The organism is Micromonospora aurantiaca ATCC 27029 (assembly GCF_000145235.1).
In the GTDB taxonomy this organism is placed as follows: Bacteria; Actinomycetota; Actinomycetes; order Mycobacteriales; family Micromonosporaceae; genus Micromonospora; species Micromonospora aurantiaca.
On the sequence record NC_014391.1, the window covers coordinates 435,969 to 452,407 of the forward strand.

Consider the following 16,439-nt stretch of genomic DNA (forward strand, 5'->3'; position numbering starts at 1 on the left):
GAGGAAGGGCCCCTTATTAACAACCCCCGGCTTGGGAGGAGCCCGGCGGTCGCTAGCGTGACGGGGTGACCACCGATCCGCTCGCCCCGCTGCTCGCGCTCGCCGACGTCGCCACCGCCGTCGAGCAGGCCCGCGAGCGGGTCGACCTGGCCCACCGGCACCGCGCGCTGCGCCGCCAGGGCGGCCAGGTCGCCGCCGAGGTCAGCCTCCGCTCGGCAGTGGCCAGCGCCGCGCTGGAGGGCCGCGTCCACGACCGCGAGGAGGTACGCGCCGGCACCGTCACCGACCCGGTGCTCCAGGGCGCGCTCCGGGTCGCCGGGGCGCTGCCCGGGCTGAGCGACCTCTGGCCCAAGGCTCCCCGGCAGGTGATGGCCCGGCTGCACGTGCTCGCCGCCCGCGACGTGGTGACCGAGGAGGAACTGGGCCGCCCGGTCGCCGACCCGGTGGTCGCGGCCCGCCTCGACGGCCTGGCCGCCCTCGTCGCCGGCGGCACCAAGGTGCCACCGCTGGTGCTGGCCGCCGTCGTACACGGCGAGCTGCTGAACCTGCGCCCGTTCCCGGGCCCGTCCGGGGTGGTGGCCCGTGCCGCCGCCCGGCTGGTGCTGATCTCCACCGGGTTCGACCCCCGCGGGCTGGTCGCGGTGGACGTCGGGCACCGCGAGCGCGAACCGGAGTACGTGGGAGCGGCCGGCGCGTTCGCCACCGGCACGCCCGACGGCCTGCGCTCCTGGCTGCGGCACTACATGAGCGCGGTGGAGGTCGGCGCCGACCAGATCACGCTGATCGGCGACGAGATCCTCGCCGCGTCCTGACGCGCGCGGGGTGTCAGGCGGTGGGTGCTGCGGCGCGGGTGCGCCGGTGCCGGCCGTACCAGGCGATGCCGATGGCCACGCCTACGCCCACGCCGAGCGCCGCCGCCGCGACCGGCACCGCCGGCCGCTCCCGCAGCCGGCGGCCCAGCGGGATCGGGTGCCGGAACTCCAGCACCGGCCACGCGTTCTCCACCGCCAGCTTGCGCAGCGCCCGGTCCGGGTTGACCACCGTCGGATGCCCCACGCACTCCAGCAGCGGCCGATCGGAGTACGAGTCGGAGTACGCGTACGAGTCGGCCAGGTCGTAGTCCCGCTCAAGAGCCAGTTCGCTGACCGCCTCGACCTTGCTCGGACCGGCCGCGTAGAACTCGACCTCGCCGCTGTAACGGCCGTCGACCACGCCCATCCGGGTGGCGATCACGTCGGTGATCCCGAGCAGCTCGCCGATCGGCCGGACCATCTCGTCGCCCGACGCGGAGACCAGCACCACGTCCCGCCCGGCGGCCTGGTGCTCCTCGATGAGGGCGGCCGCTTCGGCGTACACGTAGGGGTTGATCAGTTCGTGCAGTGTCTCCGCGACGATCTGGCGGACCTGTTCCACCGGCCAGCCCTTGCAGAGCGTGGCCAGGTAGTCCCGGGTGCGGGCCATGGTCTGCTCGTCGGTGCCGCCCAGCCGGAACATCAACTGCGCGTACGCCGACTTGACCACGTCACGCCGGGTGATCAGCCCGTCCCGGTAGAACGGCCGACCGAACGCCAGGGCGCTCGACTTGGCGATGACGGTCTTGTCGAGATCGAAGAAAGCGGCGCTGCGGCCCACGGCGCGAAAGTCTAGCCCGACGGAAGGCGCGGAGGCGTCCGCCCGGGTCGCGAAAGCCGATGAGCACCCGGTGGAGTGACGGCGGTCACAGGCAGCTATCGATGAATTTAGCTTTGCGTGGAGTGAACAACACTCGACGTATAAGGGTCGACTGCGGCATGCTTGTCCTCGCGGCGGGAGTTCGCAGACCCGGCGCCGATGGGCCTCGGCGGTTGCACCCCCCGTAACCGCTGAGTCGGTTCGGCTCGACCCCCCCGGAGCCGAACCACAAGACGACCCCCGTCTCCCCCCGACGGGGGTCGTCCCTTTGCGGGACGAGCGTTCCGCGTCAGCTCAGGGCGCGTAGCCGGGGTCGGCGACCGCCTCGGCGATGCGGATGAGCCAGTGCAGATCGTTGGCCCGGGACTCCGCACTCGCCTCGGGACCGAGGATGCTGCCCAGAAACGCGGCGACATCGTCGAGATGCCGTTCGCCGCGGTAGTAACTCAGCAGGACCGGGTCCGGCTCCAGCGCCCCGTAGCCTTCGCGGAAGAGTTCAGCCCGGTGCGCGTCGATCGGGTGCTCGCCGAAGTCGGCGCTGTGGACGAACATCAGGTCCCGCTCGCGCGGCGCGAGGATCGGCGCGTCCCAGTCCACGACGTGCAGCGTCCCGTCGCCGTCGGCGATGAGATTGCCCGGATGGATGTCGGCGTGGCAGATGACGTGCTGTCCCGGCGTCACGCGCGACGCCAGGTCGTCGACAGTCTCCGCCAACCGGCGCAGCGCGGCACCGTACCGCTTCCAGAAGGCGCCCAGGGTCTCGCTCGCAGCGGCCTGCCCGCCGAGGGCTCGGAGTCGGTCGCCCGCGCTCGATCGGTACGTCTCGACCGGCAGGACGGCTGCTACCTCAGCGCTCGGCGTGACCCGGTGCAGCCGGCCCAGGAAATCGCCGTACTCGGTCCACTGGCGGTCGGTGAGACCGCGGCCCCACAGGCTGTCGCCGTCCTGGAACGGGTAGAGCAGTAGTCGGTAGTCCCCGAACCGACGTGCAACCCCGCCATCGAGGCGAAGGTCCAGCGGCGCGACCACCTGCCGGAGGCCCTGCGTCCGGAGGAAGCCGGGCAGCAGGACGGCGGCCGGGGTGAAGTCGCCGCGGCGCACCTTCAGGAAGCAGCGCCCGCCGTCGGACGTCTCCACCCGGTACGCCCACGCGTGCCCGTCGAGGCCGACCGGCATGAACGCCAGGTCGACGACGTCCACCGACCAGGCGGCGGCGACCTCGGCCGCCAGCAGCCGCTCGTCGATGTCCGGCTTGTCGATCACCCGGCGGAGCGTCGCAGCCGCCGGCCGGGCCGGGCAAGGGAGTTACCGGATCACCGCGCGCAGCGTCTGCCGGTCCGGCTCGAAGCACACCAAGCCTCGGCCCCGCTCGTCGGCCACGACCCACGGATGACCGACGTACGTCTGCTGCCGGTAGGACTGCCCGGGCCGCAGCACCGCGTACTGCTGTCGACGGCCATCGTAGTTGATCCAGTGGACCACGACTGTCGACCCGTGGCTGTTGACGAAGTCGATGAAGGTCGACGGGCCACCGCCGTGCGAGCGCAGCCGCGACTCACGCGAGGCCGGCAGTGGGGCCAGTTCCCCCGGGCCGACCACCGGCGGCTTCGACCGGGGGATCGACGGCTTCGGCGAGGTCGGCCGGCTGCTCGGGGTGGGGCGGCGGGTCGGTGCGGCGGTGCGGCTGGGCGCGACGGCGCGGCTGGAGAACGACACCGACGGCGGCGCGTAGGACTCGGCGGGCGTCTCCGTCACCGACCCCGCCCTCGTCGGGGACGCCAGGATCGCCTGGCCCTCGAGCGGCGGCGGGAGGTCGGGGCGACGCGGCGTGGCGAAGACGCTGACGATGCTCGCCAGCACCACGACCACGAGCCCGATGGCGATGGCGGCGAGCAGCGTCGGCGACGGATCGCGGAGCCAGATCTCGCCGCCGGCCGTTGGGGCGGACCGTGAATGGGGTCGTACCGAGGGGGGCGTGAGGGGGTGCGGCGAATCGGTCATGGCCTCGATTCCGCAAGCCGGTGCCGTTCATCGAGCGGCGAGGGGCCCCGATTATCCGCTACTGATCATCCCTGTCGTCAATGGCCGACGGGCCACTCGTTGCCTCCGTCTCCGGCACATAGCAGATCAACCGGGCCACCGAGGTCTGTCCACAACGCCCTCCGTTGTCCACAGGGCACCGGTCCCGCATCCCTCGGCCGGGCAGGCTGCACCGCGGCACGTCCGAGTCCGACCGATGGAGGCCGCCATGCCGCCCCGTACCCCGCTCCCGCCGTACCGTCGCCTGCCCCTGCTCGTCACCTCCGACGGCGACCTTCTCGACGAGCTGTTGCGACTCGCGGCGGCCGGCGGCACCGAGGTCGAGCTGGCGGCCGACCCGGCCGCCGCCCGGGCCCGCTGGGCGCCGGCGCCGCTGGTGCTCATCGGCGCCGACCAGGCGGCGGCCTGCCTGCGGGCGCGCCTTCCCCGCCGCGCCCGCACGGTCCTGGTCGGTCGCTCCGGAGAGCTCGATCCGGGTACGGAGTTGGCCGAACTCATCGGCTCGGAGCACGTCGCGACGCTGCCGGCGGCCGAGCCCTGGCTGGTCGACCGGTTCGCCGAGTGCGTGGCCGGTCCGGCCGGCCCGGGTCAGGGCCGGGTGGTGGCTGTCCTCGGCGGCCGGGGCGGCGCCGGAGCCAGCGTGCTTGCAGGTGGGCTCGCCGTCAGCGCGGCCCGGTCCCGGCTCCGCACGCTGCTCGTCGACGCCGACCCGCTCGGCGGTGGTCTCGACCTGGTGCTCGGCTGGGAGCAGCTCGACGGGTTGCGCTGGCCGGAGCTGGCCGGCACGGACGGGCGGGTCGACCCGCCGTCGCTGATCCGCGCGCTGCCCAGCCGGGGCGACCTGGTGGTGCTCTCCTGGGACCGGGGCGACCTGCGGCACCTGCCGGCCGAGGCGATGGCCGCCACAGTCGACGCCGGCCGCCGGGGGCGGGACCTAGTCGTGCTCGACCTGCCCCGGCATCTCGACGACGCGGCTGTGGTCGCGCTCCAGGCCGCCGACCGGGCGCTGCTCGTCGTACCGGCCGAGCTGCGGGCGGCGGCCGCCGCGGCCCGGGTCGCCGCCGTCGCCGCGCCGCACTGCATCGACCTCTCTGTCATCGTGCGCGGTCCGGCGCCCGGCCGACTGCGCGCGGCCGAGGTGTCCCGGGCGCTGGGGCTGCCGCTCGCCGGCACGCTGCGACCCGAGCCGGGGCTGTGCCGTGGGCTGGAGCGGGGCGAGGCGCCGGGCGCGAGCGGGAAGGGGCCGCTCGCCGCGCTGTGCCAGCGGATCGTGGACGAGCTGGTCGGGTCGTCGGCTGCGGGTGCGGCATGACCGCGCCGGCCGACCCGGGGGAGCTGGCCGCCCGGGTCCGGCACCGGTTCGCCGCCGAGGCCACCCCGGTCACGCCCGCGGCGATCGTCTCGGCGGTACGCGCCGAACCGGCGACGGCGGTGCTCGGCGACACCACGCTGCTGCGGATCGCCGACCGGGTGCACGACGACCTGGTCGGCGCCGGTCCACTGGCACCGCTGCTCGCCGACCCGCAGGTCACCGACGTGCTGGTGAACGGGGTGCGGGTCTGGGTCGACAGGGGACGGGGACTACGGCAGGTCGCCGTGCCGCTGGGCTCGCTCGACGACGTACGCCGGTTGGCGCAGCGCCTCACCTCGGCGGCCGGTCGCCGGCTCGACGACGCCTCCCCGTACGCCGACGCGCGCCTGCCCGACGGCACCCGGCTGCACGCGGTGCTGCCTCCGGTGGCGACCGACGGGCCCTACCTGTCGTTGCGTACCTTCCGGCAGCGGCCGTTCACCCTCGACGAACTCGTCGAGCGGGGCACGGTGCCCCGGCCGATCGCCCCGCTGCTCGCCGCACTCGTGGCGGCCCGCCTCGCGTACCTGGTCAGCGGCGGCACGGGATCCGGCAAGACGACGCTGCTCAACACGCTGCTCGGGCTGGTACCCGGCACCGAGCGGATCGTGCTGGTGGAGGACGCCGCCGAGCTGCGCCCGGTGCACCCGCACGTGATCGGGTTGCAGGCCCGGACGGCGAACGTCGAGGGCGCCGGAGCCGTCGGGCTCGGCGACCTGGTCCGGCAGGCGCTGCGGATGCGGCCGGACCGGCTGGTAGTGGGCGAGTGCCGGGGCGCCGAGGTGGTCGACCTGCTCGCCGCGTTGAACACCGGCCACGACGGCGGGGCGGGAACGCTGCACGCGAACGCCCCGGCCGACGTTCCGGCCCGGCTGGAGGCGCTCGGGATGCTCGGCGGCCTGCCCCGGCTCGCGTTGCACGCCCAGGTCGCCGCCGCGTTGCAGGTCGTCCTCCAGCTCCGCCGTACCGGCGAGGGGCGCGTCCTCGACTCCATCGGCCTGCTGCTGCCCGACGGGCCCGACCGGGTGGTGACGGTGGTTCCGGCCTGGGCGCGCGGCCGGGGTCTTGCCCCGGCGGCCCTGCTGCTCGCCGGCCTGCTGCGGGAGCGGGGAGCGCCGGTACCGCCGATCCTCCAGGCGGCGTGGCCCGGTCCGGCAGAACCGTCGTGACCGGCCACCTCTGGCCGGCGGTCCTGCTCCTGGTGGCTGCGGCGGTCGCCGTCGCCTGGCCGGTACGGGCCGCTCGCGCCCGGCGGCTGGCGGTCCTGGGCAGTGCGGACATCCCGGTCGAGCGGGTGAAGGGCGCACGTCCAGCATCCCCGGACCTGCGACGACGTCCGCTCGACGCCGGGCCGAAGGCGTCCGCACGGCCTCCCGGCCGGGGCCGGGAACGGCGTCGACCCGGTGTCGGGCATCAGGTACGGCGATGGACGGGCCTCGTGCCGGTTCCGGTGACATCCTCTCCGGCGTCGGCTCCTGCGCTGCCGCTCTCCGCCGGACGCGTGCTGCCCGTGGCGGCGCTGTGCGGGGCCGTGACCGGGGCACTGCTCGGCGGTCCGGTGGCCGCCCTGGTGCTCGCCACCTACGGCGTGCTCGCGGCCCGGGCGGTGCTGCGCCGACGTACCCACCGGACGGCCACCCTCGCGCACCGCCGCGATCTGGACCGCCTCGCCGCCGTCGCCGCCGACCTGCGGGCCGGGCTACCCGTCGACGGCGGTGTCGACGACGGCCCGGGACGCGTCGCGCGGCTGGCCCGGGCCGCCGGGAGACTGGCCGACCAGACGGGTGCGCCGCTGGCCGATCTGCTGGAACGGATCGAGGCCGACGCCCGCGCCGCCGACCGGGGCCTTGCCGCTGCCGCCGCCCAGGCCGCCGGGGCTCGGGCGACCGCGTGGCTGCTCGCCGCGCTGCCGCTCGGCGGCATAGGTCTCGGCTACGGCATCGGGGTGGACCCGGTGGCGGTGCTCCTGCACACGCCGGTGGGTGCCGGCAGTGCGGTGGCGGCAGTCGTGTTGCAGGTCGGCGGGTTGCTCTGGGCCGAGCGACTCGGCGTCACGCCCGGGCGGGCCGCCTGATGTCACGGCAGGTACTGGCCGCCGTGTGTCTCGGCGGCGCCGCGTCGCTCCTGGTCGTCGCCGGTCCGGTCGTCCGCCCGGCACGGCGGCTGCGCCGGCTCGCTCCGACGCCGCCGCCCACTCGCCCGGCGTGGTGGCCGGATCGGGTACGCCTCGGCGCAGCGCTGGCCGGAATCGCGGTGGCGGTGGTGGTCGGCGGTGTCACGGGCGTGTTCCTCGGGCTGCTGGCCGGTGCCGCCGCCGACCGTCTGCTACGCCGGATCGAGCCGCGCGCCGCCCGGGAACGGCGGCTGCGGGAGACCGCCGACCTGCCGCTCGCCGCGGACCTGCTGGCGGCCGCGCTGCGGGCGGGCGCGCCGGTCGACCGCTCGGTGCTCGCCGTCGCCGAGGCGCTCGGCGGGCCACTCGCGGACCGGCTCGGCCGGGTCGGCCGGACGCTACGGCTCGGAGGCAGCCCCGGCGAGGCCTGGGCGCACCTGGAAGGCGTCACCGGGGCCGAACCCGTGGCCGCGGCGGCGGTCCGCTCGTCGAACAGCGGCGCCGCACTGGCTCGCGCGCTGACCCGGCTGGCCGACGACCTGCGTGCCGAACGGTCGACCTCGGCCGAGGCGGCGGCCCGCCGCGCGGGCGTGCTCATCGTGCTGCCGCTCGGGCTGTGCTTCCTGCCCGCCTTCATTCTCGCCGGTCTGGTGCCGGTGATCGTCGCCGTGCTCGGCGACGTGCTGTGAACCATCGAGAAGGGACGTACGACATGCGCAAGCTCCTCACCCGCCTGCGGGGTGACGCCGGTATGAACACCGCCGAGTACGCGGTGGGCACCCTCGCCGCGGTCGCCTTCGCCGGGATCCTGCTGAAGGTGCTCACCTCCGGCAACGTGCAGTCCGCGCTGACCGCCGTCATCGACCGGGCCCTGAAGTGATCGGGCGCCGGTGGGCCGGCCGTGGTGGTGGGTGGCTCCACGAACCAGCAGTCCCGCTCGACGTGTCGACCGAGCCCGGCTCGACCCGGGACGCCGTCGGCACCCGGGCCGGGGAGGTGCGGCGCCGGTGGCGCTTGTGGGCCGCGTGCGAGCGGGGTTCCTTCACCGCCGAGTTGGCGGCCGGCCTGCCGGCGCTCATGCTGCTCCTCGTCGCCGGTCTGACCGCGGTGAACGCTGTGGGTACCCGGGTCGCGTGTGTCGACGCGGCCCGGGAGGCGGCGCTCGCGGCGGCCCGGGGCGAGCCCGGCACGGTTGCCGCAACCCGGTACGCCCCGGACGGCGCCGAGGTGTCGGTGACTGTGACAGGCGATCGGGTCACGGCGACGGTCCGGGCACCGGTCCGGACGTTCGGTACGCGGCTGCCCCGGCTGGTCGTGGCGGCGGAGGCGGTGGCCGCCGTGGAACCCGGAGCGCCGGGGCCGGTGCCGTGAGAGCCGGCGGTGCCTGGGCCGACTCGTCCTTCCGCCAGGTCGTCGTGGGAGGCCGAGCCGACCCGAGCAGGCGCGGGGCGAGCAGATCTCGGGTGGGCTGGCCTGCGGGGAGAGGGGAGCGTGGGAAGCCTGGTGTGAGGACGTCCTCGACCGACCGGGGCGGCGCGACCGTGTGCCTGCTCGCGATCGGGCTGGTGTTCGTGCTGGTCGGGGTGTTCGGCGCCGCGGTCGGGGCGGCCCGGTGCGCCCGGCATCAGGCCCGCAACGCGGCGGACTTCGGGGCGCTGGCGGGTGCCGTGCAGGTGCTCGACGGAGCCGACGTCGCCTGCGCTCGCGCCGCCGACCTGGTTTCGGCCAACGGCGGCCGGATGACCGGATGCCGGGCTGACGGACTGGACCTGATCGTCACGGCGCAGGTACGCGTCGCCCCGCTGCCGGGACTGACCCGGGACGCCGTCGCGACGTCCCGGGCCGGCCCGGCCCGGTCCTGACGGGCGGACGCCAGTGCCGGAACCGAGAGCCGGGCCGGGCCCGAGTGCCGCAGGTCAGCGGGACTGAAGGGCGTCCAGTCCGACCGCCATGGCGATCACCAGCCGACGGTCGATCTGCGGGTGCTGGATCTCCACGTTGTACCGGTCCCGCAGACCCCACTTCCGGTCGACCGAGAACACCGGCTGGCCGCCGGCCATGAAGTCGAAGTGGTACGGCAGCCAGGAGAGCGAGTCGACGAACCGGCGCAGCAGCGCGACCGGCAGGCTGCGCTCCTGCCCGGTGGCGGGCGGCAGGCCGGGCTGCTCGACGTGCCACGTCGAGCGCAGCAGCGACTGGGCGAAGTCCTTGCGGAACAGCCCGATGGGGTTGCCCGCGTGATCGGTCACGTCGTAGGTGGCGCCGAGGTCGAGCCGCTGACGGGCCTTGAAGCCGAGAAGGGGGTACTGCTTGGAGTCGTCGGTGTAGATGGTCACCTGCTCCTTGAAGGCGAGCCGCTTCTGCTGCGCGAACGCGAGCAGCCCACCCTCGGAGCCGTCGGGCGCCACCGAGTGCACCTCGTACTGGTTGACCATCATCCGGAGTCGCTGACGGATGATGAACCGGTGCTGGGCCTGCAGGTTGTCGGGCGACATGGGCTCTCCTTCGAGGGGTCGCCGGAGTCTTGCACAGCGGGCCGACGACCGCTCGCCCGAGCGCACCCACCGCTGCCTGGACGGACGGGCCCGCACGCAGGAGCCGCACGGTGCATGAGGCGAAGCATGGCGCCGTTGCCGTGACCGGCGCGGGCCGGGACTGCGCGACCGCGGGCCGGAAGTGGAGGCGGGACGCAAGGTCAGCGGCCGCCGTCGACCGTGGCCTTCATCGCCCAGCTGTTCAGCACCTGATGGATGCCGCGCAGGCGCTCGTTGATCTGCTCCAGCCGTTCCGCCTGGGCGAGCGTGGCCATCGCGGTGCCCAGCGCTATCTGCTGGTCGGGCGTGAGGTTTTCCTGGTCGATGGTGTAGAGCAGCTCGACGGTCTCGGCGATCGTGTCGGCCACGGCGGCACCTCCGGCGGGACGGGTCTCGGGTCACCTGCGCGCTACCAGAAATGATGCATGGAAGCGCTCCCATACATCAATGCCCCGACGGCCCTACCCTCATGCACCCGTCCCACCAACCAGACACCTGGGCACCCGCGGAGCCGCACGGCCCAGCTTGATCGACACCAGTTCGGGGAAGTGGCGGGGTCCAGCACCTGTCGATACCGCAACCTCCCCGAAGTGGCGGCGGGCAGCCCCAACCGGCCCGGTGCGGTCAGGCGGGTGGGGCACCGGCCGCCTGAGCTGGGCGGGCCGCCCGGTCGTCCTGCCGGGGCAACACCTCGCCGCGCTCCGGGCCGCCCGAGTCCGGGCCGGCCACCGCCTCCGGGCCGGCCGCCGCCTCCGGGCCGGCCACCGCCTCCGGGCCGGTCACCGCCGCCTCGCCGCCGGCCGTGGCGAGGTTGGTCAGCACCACGTCGAGGACCTTCACCGCCTCCGCCTTGGCCAGCGGATTGTTGCCGTTGCCGCACTTCGGGGACTGGACGCACGACGGGCACCCGGTCTCGCACCCGCACTCGGCGATCGCGTCCCGGGTGGCGCGCAGCCAGGCGGCGGCGGTGCCGTACGCCCGCTCGGCGAAACCCGCCCCGCCGGGGTGACCGTCGTAGACGAAGACGGTGGGTGCCTCGGTGTCCGGGTGCAGGGCGGTGGACAGCCCGCCGATGTCCCACCTGTCGCACGTCGCCATCAGCGGCAGCAGGCCGATGGCGGCGTGCTCGGCGGCGTGCAGCGCGCCCGGCACGTCAGCCGCCTCGACACCGGCGGCGGTCAGCGACTCGGGGGAGAGCGTGAACCACACCGCGACGGTGCGCAGCTCCCGCGCGGGCAGGTCCAGCGGGCGGGTGTCGATCACCTCGCCGGTGGCGATGCGCCGCCGCTGGTACGACACCACCTGGCTGGTCACGTCCACCTCGCCGAGGAACAGCCCGACCGGCCCGGCGTCCACGTACGAGCGGACCGACACCACCGACAGCGAGGTGACGTCGCGGGCGTGGGTGGACCAGTCCGGCTCCTCGGCGTGCACGAGCGCGCACCCGTCGGCCAGGTCGAGCGAGTCGACCACGTACGAGACGCCCTGGTGCAGGTAGACCGCGCCGGTGTGCAGCAGGAAGTGCGCCGACCCGCCGTCGACGGTGCCGAGCAGCCGGCCGGTGGACTCCTCCACCACGCACACCGGGGCGCCGCCCTCGCCTCGCAGGTCGACCTCGGGGCGTTCCCGGTGCCGCCAGTACCAGCCGGTGGGCCGCTGCCGCAGCGCCCCCGCCTCGACCAGCGAATCCACCGCCTCCTTCGCGCCCTCACCGAACAGGTCCAGGTCCGCCGGGGTGAGCGGGGACTCGTGGGCGGCGCAGGCGAGCTGTGGCGCGAGCACGTACGGGTTGGCCGGGTCGAGCACCGTCGCCTCGACCGGCCGCCCGAACAGCGCCTCCGGGTGGTGCACCAGGTAGGTGTCGAGCGGGTCGTCCCGGGCCACCAGCACGGCGAGCGCCTCGTCGCCGGAGCGCCCGGCCCGCCCGGCCTGCTGCCACAGCGACGCGCGGGTGCCGGGCCAGCCGCAGATCAGCACCGCGTCCAGGCCGACCAGGTCGACGCCGAGTTCGAGCGCGTTGGTGGAGGCGAGCCCGAGCAGGTCGCCGTGCAGCAGCGCCCGTTCCAGCTCGCGGCGCTCCTCGCGCAGGTAGCCGGCCCGGTAAGCGGCAACCCGGTCGCCCAGCCCGGGTACGGCCTCGTCGAGCGACCGCCGGGCATTCGCTGCGACCACCTCGGCGCCCCGGCGGGACCGCACGAACGCGAGCGTGCGTACCCCCTCGACCACGCTGTCGGCGAGCAGGTCCGCGGTCTCCCGCAGCGCGGAGCGCCGGACCTGGACGAGGTCGGCGTCGACGGACGAGTCGGTGGGCGGCAGCAGCGGCGGCTCCCAGAGCGCGAACGTCACCCCGCCGCGCGGCGACGTGTCCTCGGTGACGGCGGTGACGGGCAGGCCGGTGAGCCGCTCGGCCGCCGCCGCCGGGTCACCCGACGTGGCGGAGGCCAGCAGAAAGACGGGGGTACGCCCGAAGCGCGCGCACTGCCGCCGCAACCGCCGCAGCACGTGCGCGACGTGTGAGCCGAAGACGCCCCGGTAGGTGTGGCACTCGTCGACCACCACGTACGCGAGCCGGCGCAGGAACCCGGACCAGTGTGCGTGCCCGGGCAGGACGCCGTGGTGCAGCATGTCCGGGTTGGTCAGCACGAACCGGGAGTGCCGGCGGATCCACTCCCGTTCGGCGCGCGGCGTGTCCCCGTCGTAGGTGGCGGGGCGTACCCCGTCGAGTTCGAGACCGGCGACGGCGCGGAGCTGGTCGGCGGCGAGCGCCTTGGTCGGCGCCAGGTAGAGCACGGTGGCGCGCGGGTCGGCGAGCAGCGTGCTCAGTGCGGGAAGCTGGTACGCCAGGGACTTGCCGGACGCCGTGCCGGTGGCGACCACCACGTGCCGGCCCGCGTACGCCAGCTCGGCGGCCTCGGCCTGGTGCCGCCACGGGGCGGTGACGCCGCGCCGCGCGAACGCCGCCCTCAGTTCCTCCGGCGCCCAGCCGGGCCACCCGGCGGGCTCGCCGGCGCGGGCCGGGACGCGTTCGACGTGGGTGACCGGGTCGGTGGGGTGACGCAGCCGCAGCCGGCGCAGCAGCTCGCCCGGCGCACGCCGCGGGCCGGGGCTGTGGTCGGTCACGTCCTGCACTCTCGCACTGGTGTTCGGAATTGGGAACCGCAGGGTGGGGGTATGGGGAGGGCGTGGCCGGTGACCGAGGGGGCCGCACGGGGAGATGGTTAGATGCCCAGGAGAGTTTACCGAGGAGGGACCGATGGAGCTGTCGCTGGCGACCCGCGCCGTGGGGGAGCACACGGTGCTCGAGGTCGGTGGTGAGGTGGATGTCTACACCGCCCCCCGCCTGCGGGAACGGCTCCTGGAGTTGATCGACGGCGGGGCCCGCCACGTGGTGGTCGACCTCGGCCGGGTGGACTTCCTCGACTCGACCGGTCTGGGTGTGCTCGTGGGCGCGCTCAAGCGGCTGCGCTCGGCCGGTGGCTCCTTCGCGCTGGTCTGCGACAAGGAGCCGCTGCTCAAGATCTTCCGGATCACCGCCCTGGACCAGGTCTTCCCGCTGCATCCGACGGTCGACGCGGCCATCGCCGCCGACTCCACCGGCGCGTGATGGCGACCGTCAAGCTGTCCTTCTCTCCGGCCCCGGTGCACGTGCGCACCGCCCGCCTGGTCGGCGTCGCGGTGGCCCGGCGGGCCGGCGTACGCGAGGACCTGCTGGACGAGGTGCGCCTGGCCATCGGTGAGGCGTGCACCCGGGCGGTCGCGCTGCACCGGCAGTACGGCCTGGCCGACCCGGTGTACGTGGAGATGTCCGACGGCGGCGGCTACACGGTCCGGGTGGTGGACCGGGCCCCGATCGAGGCGGGCCTCGGCCTGGCCGCGCTCGGCCCGGACGAGCTGGCCAAGGAGTCGCTCAGCGAGGACGCGCTCACCACCGGGGTGGGCTTCGCGCTGCTCGCCGGTTTCGTGGAGGATCTCCAGGTTCGTCCGGTCGACGACGGCGTCGGCACCGAGGTACGGATGTCCTGGCCGGCCGGCCGCGCCTGACCCGAAACGCACACGCAGGCCGCGCTCCCCGAAGGGGGAGCGCGGCCTCGTCGTATTGGCCGCGCCATATATCAGATTTCTTCGCATAACACAGTTACGAAGATCATCGAGACACGGTGCCCCCTCGGTGTGACCTCCGCCACGCCAGAGGGCTACAGTACGCGGGTTGTCAGCAAGTGATCCCGTCCCGTAGCCAGCGGGAACGGGAGTTCATCGCTGGTCCGCCGGAGTGGGTCGGCGCGCGCTTGCGAGTCCGCATCCAGGCGTCGGCCCGTGCGTCTCCACAGGTCGGCGCGAGTTGTTCGGTACAGGAGGACATAGATGTCCGGGACCTTGGCCGCCGACGGCGGCGCACTGTCCCTTACCGGAGCCAACGTGACGTACGTCGTCATCGCCGCGGTCATCGCGCTGGTGGCGCTCGTCTTCGCGGCCGCCCTCACCAGGGCGGTCCTGGCAGCCGGTAAGGGAACCACCAACATGCAGGAGATCTCCGGCGCGGTGCAGGAGGGCGCGTCGGCGTACCTGCTGCGGCAGTTCCGCACGCTGGCGATCTTCGTGGTGATCGCCGTCGTGCTGCTCTTCCTGCTGCCGGTGCACGACACCGACGGCAACGAAACGCTCGTGAAGGCCGGCCGCTCGGCGTTCTTCGTGGTGGGTGCGCTGTTCAGCGCGTTCATCGGCGGCGCCGGCATGTGGCTGGCCACCCGCGCCAACCTGCGGGTGGCAGCGGCCGCGCGGGAGCGGGAAGGCGGCCGCGAGGCCGCCATGAAGATCGCCTTCCGCACCGGCGGCGTGGTCGGCTTCCTCACCGTCGGCCTCGGCCTGTTCGGTGCGGCGCTGGTCGTGCTGATCTTCCGGGGTGACGCCCCGACCGTGCTGGAGGGCTTCGGCTTCGGCGCCGCGCTGCTCGCCATGTTCATGCGGGTCGGCGGCGGCATCTTCACCAAGGCCGCCGACGTCGGCGCCGACCTGGTCGGCAAGGTCGAGCAGGGCATCCCGGAGGACGACCCGCGCAACGCCGCCACCATCGCCGACAACGTGGGCGACAACGTGGGCGACTGCGCCGGCATGGCCGCCGACCTGTTCGAGTCGTACGCGGTCACGCTCGTCGCGGCGCTGATCCTCGGCCGGGCCGCGTTCGGCGAGACCGGCCTGGTCTTCCCGCTGATCATCTCCACCATCGGCGTGCTGGTCGCGATCGTCGGCGTCTTCATCACCCGGCTGCGCGCCAGCGACCGCAACGGCCTGACCGCGATCAACCGGGCCTTCTACCTGTCCGCGCTGATCGCCGCGGTGCTCGTCGCGATCGCCGCGTTCGCGTACCTGCCGGCCACGTTCGCCGAGCTGGAGGGCGGGCTGACCGACGTCGACCGCAACCCGCGGCTGGTCGCCATCGGCGCGGTCGTGATCGGTATCGTGCTGGCCGCCGCGATCCAGGCGCTGACCGGCTACTTCACCGAGACCAACCGGCGTCCGGTGCAGGACATCGGCAAGAGCTCGCAGACCGGCCCGGCCACCGTCATCCTCGCCGGCATCAGCGTCGGCCTGGAGTCGGCCGTCTACTCGGCGCTGCTGATCGGCGCCGGCGTCTTCGGCGCGTTCCTGCTCGGCGGCAGCTCGATCACGCTGTCGCTGTTCGCCGTCGCGCTGGCCGGCACCGGCCTGCTCACCACCGTCGGCGTCATCGTCGCGATGGACACGTTCGGCCCGATCTCCGACAACGCGCAGGGCGTGGCCGAGATGTCCGGCGACATCGACGAGCACGGCGCGCGGACGCTCACCGAGCTGGACGCCGTCGGCAACACCACCAAGGCGATCACCAAGGGCATCGCGATCGCCACCGCGGTGCTGGCCGCCACCGCGCTGTTCGGCTCGTACACCGACACGCTGCGCTCGGCGTACGAGGACGCGGGCGTGGGCGACGTCGGCACCGAGATCCTCAACTCGCTCAACGTGTCCAACCCGCGCAACCTGGTCGGCCTGATCATCGGCGCGGCGGTGGTCTTCCTCTTCTCCGGCCTGGCCATCAACGCGGTCTCCCGCTCGGCCGGCGCCGTGGTGATGGAGGTACGCCGCCAGTTCCGCGAACTGCCCGGCATCATGGACCGCACCCAGCGGCCCGAGTACGGCAAGGTCGTGGACATCTGCACCCGGGACGCGCAGCGCGAGCTGATGACCCCCGGCCTGCTGGCCATCCTGGCCCCGATCGCTGTCGGCTTCGGCCTCGGCCCGGGCGCGCTGGCCGCGTACCTGGCCGGCGCGATCGGCGCGGGCACGCTGATGGCAGTGTTCCTGGCCAACTCCGGTGGCGCCTGGGACAACGCCAAGAAGCTGGTGGAGGACGGCGCGTACGGCGGCAAGGGCTCCGACGCGCACTCCGCCACCGTCATCGGCGACACCGTCGGTGACCCGTTCAAGGACACCGCCGGCCCGGCGATCAACCCGCTGATCAAGGTGATGAACCTGGTCTCGCTGCTGATCGCCCCGGCCGTGGTGGCCTGGAGCGTGGGCGACGACAAGAACCCGGCGCTGCGCATCACCATCGCCGTGGTGGCCGCGCTGATCATCGCGGCCGCAGTGGTGTTCAGCAAGCGCAAGGGTGTGGCGATGACCGACGAGGACAGCGGGGCCGGCACCCCGGACCAGCGTCCGGAGACGGTGAACGCCTGATCGCACGCGACGGTTCCCG

The 16,439-nt window shown here is 74.1% G+C and carries 17 protein-coding genes; 11 read left to right on the forward strand and 6 right to left on the reverse strand.

Features of this window, described 5'->3' with window-relative positions:
• The first annotated feature begins 65 nt into the window (after window positions 1-65).
• Window positions 66-812, forward strand: coding sequence for a Fic family protein (locus tag MICAU_RS02155; protein ID WP_013283635.1), 747 nt, complete (start codon window positions 66-68; stop codon window positions 810-812).
• 13 nt (window positions 813-825) lie between these two features.
• Here the strand turns inward: MICAU_RS02155 and MICAU_RS02160 are convergent, their stop codons facing one another.
• From MICAU_RS02160 to MICAU_RS02170, 3 genes are all read right to left on the reverse strand, one after another.
• The gene (locus MICAU_RS02160; RefSeq protein ID WP_013283636.1) at window positions 826-1,632 is read right to left on the reverse strand and encodes an HAD family hydrolase; all 807 of its coding nucleotides are present in this window, start codon (window positions 1,630-1,632) and stop codon (window positions 826-828) included.
• Window positions 1,633-1,965: 333 nt separating this feature from the next.
• Window positions 1,966-2,934 carry a phosphotransferase enzyme family protein gene (locus MICAU_RS02165; protein ID WP_013283637.1) on the reverse strand — a complete coding sequence of 323 codons (969 nt, stop codon included), beginning with the start codon at window positions 2,932-2,934 and terminating at the stop codon, window positions 1,966-1,968.
• Window positions 2,935-2,976: 42 nt separating this feature from the next.
• Window positions 2,977-3,672, reverse strand: coding sequence for a VHL beta domain-containing protein (locus tag MICAU_RS02170; protein ID WP_013283638.1), 696 nt, complete (start codon window positions 3,670-3,672; stop codon window positions 2,977-2,979).
• Window positions 3,673-3,919: 247 nt separating this feature from the next.
• Here MICAU_RS02170 and ssd point away from each other — a divergent pair, with 247 nt between their 5' ends.
• From ssd to MICAU_RS02200, 7 genes are all read left to right on the forward strand, one after another.
• On the forward strand, window positions 3,920-5,023 hold the full coding sequence (ssd, locus tag MICAU_RS02175; RefSeq protein WP_013283639.1) for a septum site-determining protein Ssd: 1,104 nt from the start codon (window positions 3,920-3,922) through the stop codon (window positions 5,021-5,023).
• On the forward strand, window positions 5,020-6,231 hold the full coding sequence (locus MICAU_RS02180) for a TadA family conjugal transfer-associated ATPase (protein ID WP_013283640.1): 1,212 nt from the start codon (window positions 5,020-5,022) through the stop codon (window positions 6,229-6,231). The genes ssd and MICAU_RS02180 overlap by 4 nt, the downstream gene beginning before the upstream one ends.
• Window positions 6,228-7,136: a hypothetical protein gene (locus tag MICAU_RS02185; protein WP_030274456.1), complete on the forward strand. Its 909-nt coding sequence runs from the start codon at window positions 6,228-6,230 to the stop codon at window positions 7,134-7,136. The genes MICAU_RS02180 and MICAU_RS02185 overlap by 4 nt, the downstream gene beginning before the upstream one ends.
• On the forward strand, window positions 7,136-7,864 hold the full coding sequence (locus MICAU_RS02190; protein WP_013283642.1) for a type II secretion system F family protein: 729 nt from the start codon (window positions 7,136-7,138) through the stop codon (window positions 7,862-7,864). The genes MICAU_RS02185 and MICAU_RS02190 overlap by 1 nt, the downstream gene beginning before the upstream one ends.
• Window positions 7,865-7,887: 23 nt before the next feature.
• Window positions 7,888-8,055 carry a DUF4244 domain-containing protein gene (locus MICAU_RS31660; RefSeq protein ID WP_013283643.1) on the forward strand — a complete coding sequence of 56 codons (168 nt, stop codon included), beginning with the start codon at window positions 7,888-7,890 and terminating at the stop codon, window positions 8,053-8,055.
• Between the two features lie 62 nt (window positions 8,056-8,117).
• Window positions 8,118-8,546 (forward strand): TadE family type IV pilus minor pilin, encoded by a 429-nt coding sequence (locus MICAU_RS02195; protein ID WP_013283644.1) that lies wholly within the window; start codon window positions 8,118-8,120, stop codon window positions 8,544-8,546.
• Between the two features lie 44 nt (window positions 8,547-8,590).
• Entirely contained in the window at window positions 8,591-9,037 is a 447-nt protein-coding gene (locus MICAU_RS02200) for an Rv3654c family TadE-like protein (protein ID WP_425311443.1), read from the forward strand.
• A 54-nt stretch (window positions 9,038-9,091) separates the two neighbouring features.
• Here MICAU_RS02200 and MICAU_RS02205 read toward each other — a convergent pair whose 3' ends face one another.
• The 3 genes from MICAU_RS02205 to MICAU_RS02215 form a co-directional block, all read right to left on the reverse strand.
• Window positions 9,092-9,670 carry an LURP-one-related family protein gene (locus MICAU_RS02205; protein ID WP_013283646.1) on the reverse strand — a complete coding sequence of 193 codons (579 nt, stop codon included), beginning with the start codon at window positions 9,668-9,670 and terminating at the stop codon, window positions 9,092-9,094.
• Window positions 9,671-9,870: 200 nt separating this feature from the next.
• Window positions 9,871-10,077: a hypothetical protein gene (locus MICAU_RS02210; RefSeq protein WP_013283647.1), complete on the reverse strand. Its 207-nt coding sequence runs from the start codon at window positions 10,075-10,077 to the stop codon at window positions 9,871-9,873.
• A gap of 256 nt (window positions 10,078-10,333) precedes the next feature.
• Complete coding sequence (locus MICAU_RS02215) at window positions 10,334-12,871, reverse strand: DEAD/DEAH box helicase (RefSeq protein WP_425311444.1); 2,538 nt, start codon at window positions 12,869-12,871, stop codon at window positions 10,334-10,336.
• A gap of 91 nt (window positions 12,872-12,962) precedes the next feature.
• Here MICAU_RS02215 and MICAU_RS02220 point away from each other — a divergent pair, with 91 nt between their 5' ends.
• The 3 genes from MICAU_RS02220 (at window position 12,963) to MICAU_RS02230 (ending at window position 16,420) form a co-directional block, all read left to right on the forward strand.
• The gene (locus tag MICAU_RS02220) at window positions 12,963-13,313 is read left to right on the forward strand and encodes an STAS domain-containing protein (protein ID WP_013283649.1); all 351 of its coding nucleotides are present in this window, start codon (window positions 12,963-12,965) and stop codon (window positions 13,311-13,313) included.
• On the forward strand, window positions 13,313-13,750 hold the full coding sequence (locus tag MICAU_RS02225; protein ID WP_013283650.1) for an ATP-binding protein: 438 nt from the start codon (window positions 13,313-13,315) through the stop codon (window positions 13,748-13,750). The genes MICAU_RS02220 and MICAU_RS02225 overlap by 1 nt, the downstream gene beginning before the upstream one ends.
• Before the next feature lie 321 nt (window positions 13,751-14,071).
• Entirely contained in the window at window positions 14,072-16,420 is a 2,349-nt protein-coding gene (locus MICAU_RS02230) for a sodium-translocating pyrophosphatase (protein ID WP_013283651.1), read from the forward strand.
• Window positions 16,421-16,439 lie beyond the last annotated feature (19 nt).

What these genes read in the sequence shown, in the direction of transcription:
- MICAU_RS02220 (WP_013283649.1), top strand. Translation starts at nt 12,963, where the DNA reads ATGGAGCTGTCGCTGGCGACCCGCGCCGTGGGGGAGCACACGGTGCTC.
- ssd (WP_013283639.1), top strand. Translation starts at nt 3,920, where the DNA reads ATGCCGCCCCGTACCCCGCTCCCGCCGTACCGTCGCCTGCCCCTGCTC.
- MICAU_RS02205 (WP_013283646.1), bottom strand. Translation starts at nt 9,670, where the DNA reads ATGTCGCCCGACAACCTGCAGGCCCAGCACCGGTTCATCATCCGTCAG.
- MICAU_RS02180 (WP_013283640.1), top strand. Translation starts at nt 5,020, where the DNA reads ATGACCGCGCCGGCCGACCCGGGGGAGCTGGCCGCCCGGGTCCGGCAC.
- MICAU_RS31660 (WP_013283643.1), top strand. Translation starts at nt 7,888, where the DNA reads ATGCGCAAGCTCCTCACCCGCCTGCGGGGTGACGCCGGTATGAACACC.
- MICAU_RS02170 (WP_013283638.1), bottom strand. Translation starts at nt 3,672, where the DNA reads ATGACCGATTCGCCGCACCCCCTCACGCCCCCCTCGGTACGACCCCAT.
- MICAU_RS02190 (WP_013283642.1), top strand. Translation starts at nt 7,136, where the DNA reads ATGTCACGGCAGGTACTGGCCGCCGTGTGTCTCGGCGGCGCCGCGTCG.
- MICAU_RS02225 (WP_013283650.1), top strand. Translation starts at nt 13,313, where the DNA reads ATGGCGACCGTCAAGCTGTCCTTCTCTCCGGCCCCGGTGCACGTGCGC.
- MICAU_RS02230 (WP_013283651.1), top strand. Translation starts at nt 14,072, where the DNA reads ATGTCCGGGACCTTGGCCGCCGACGGCGGCGCACTGTCCCTTACCGGA.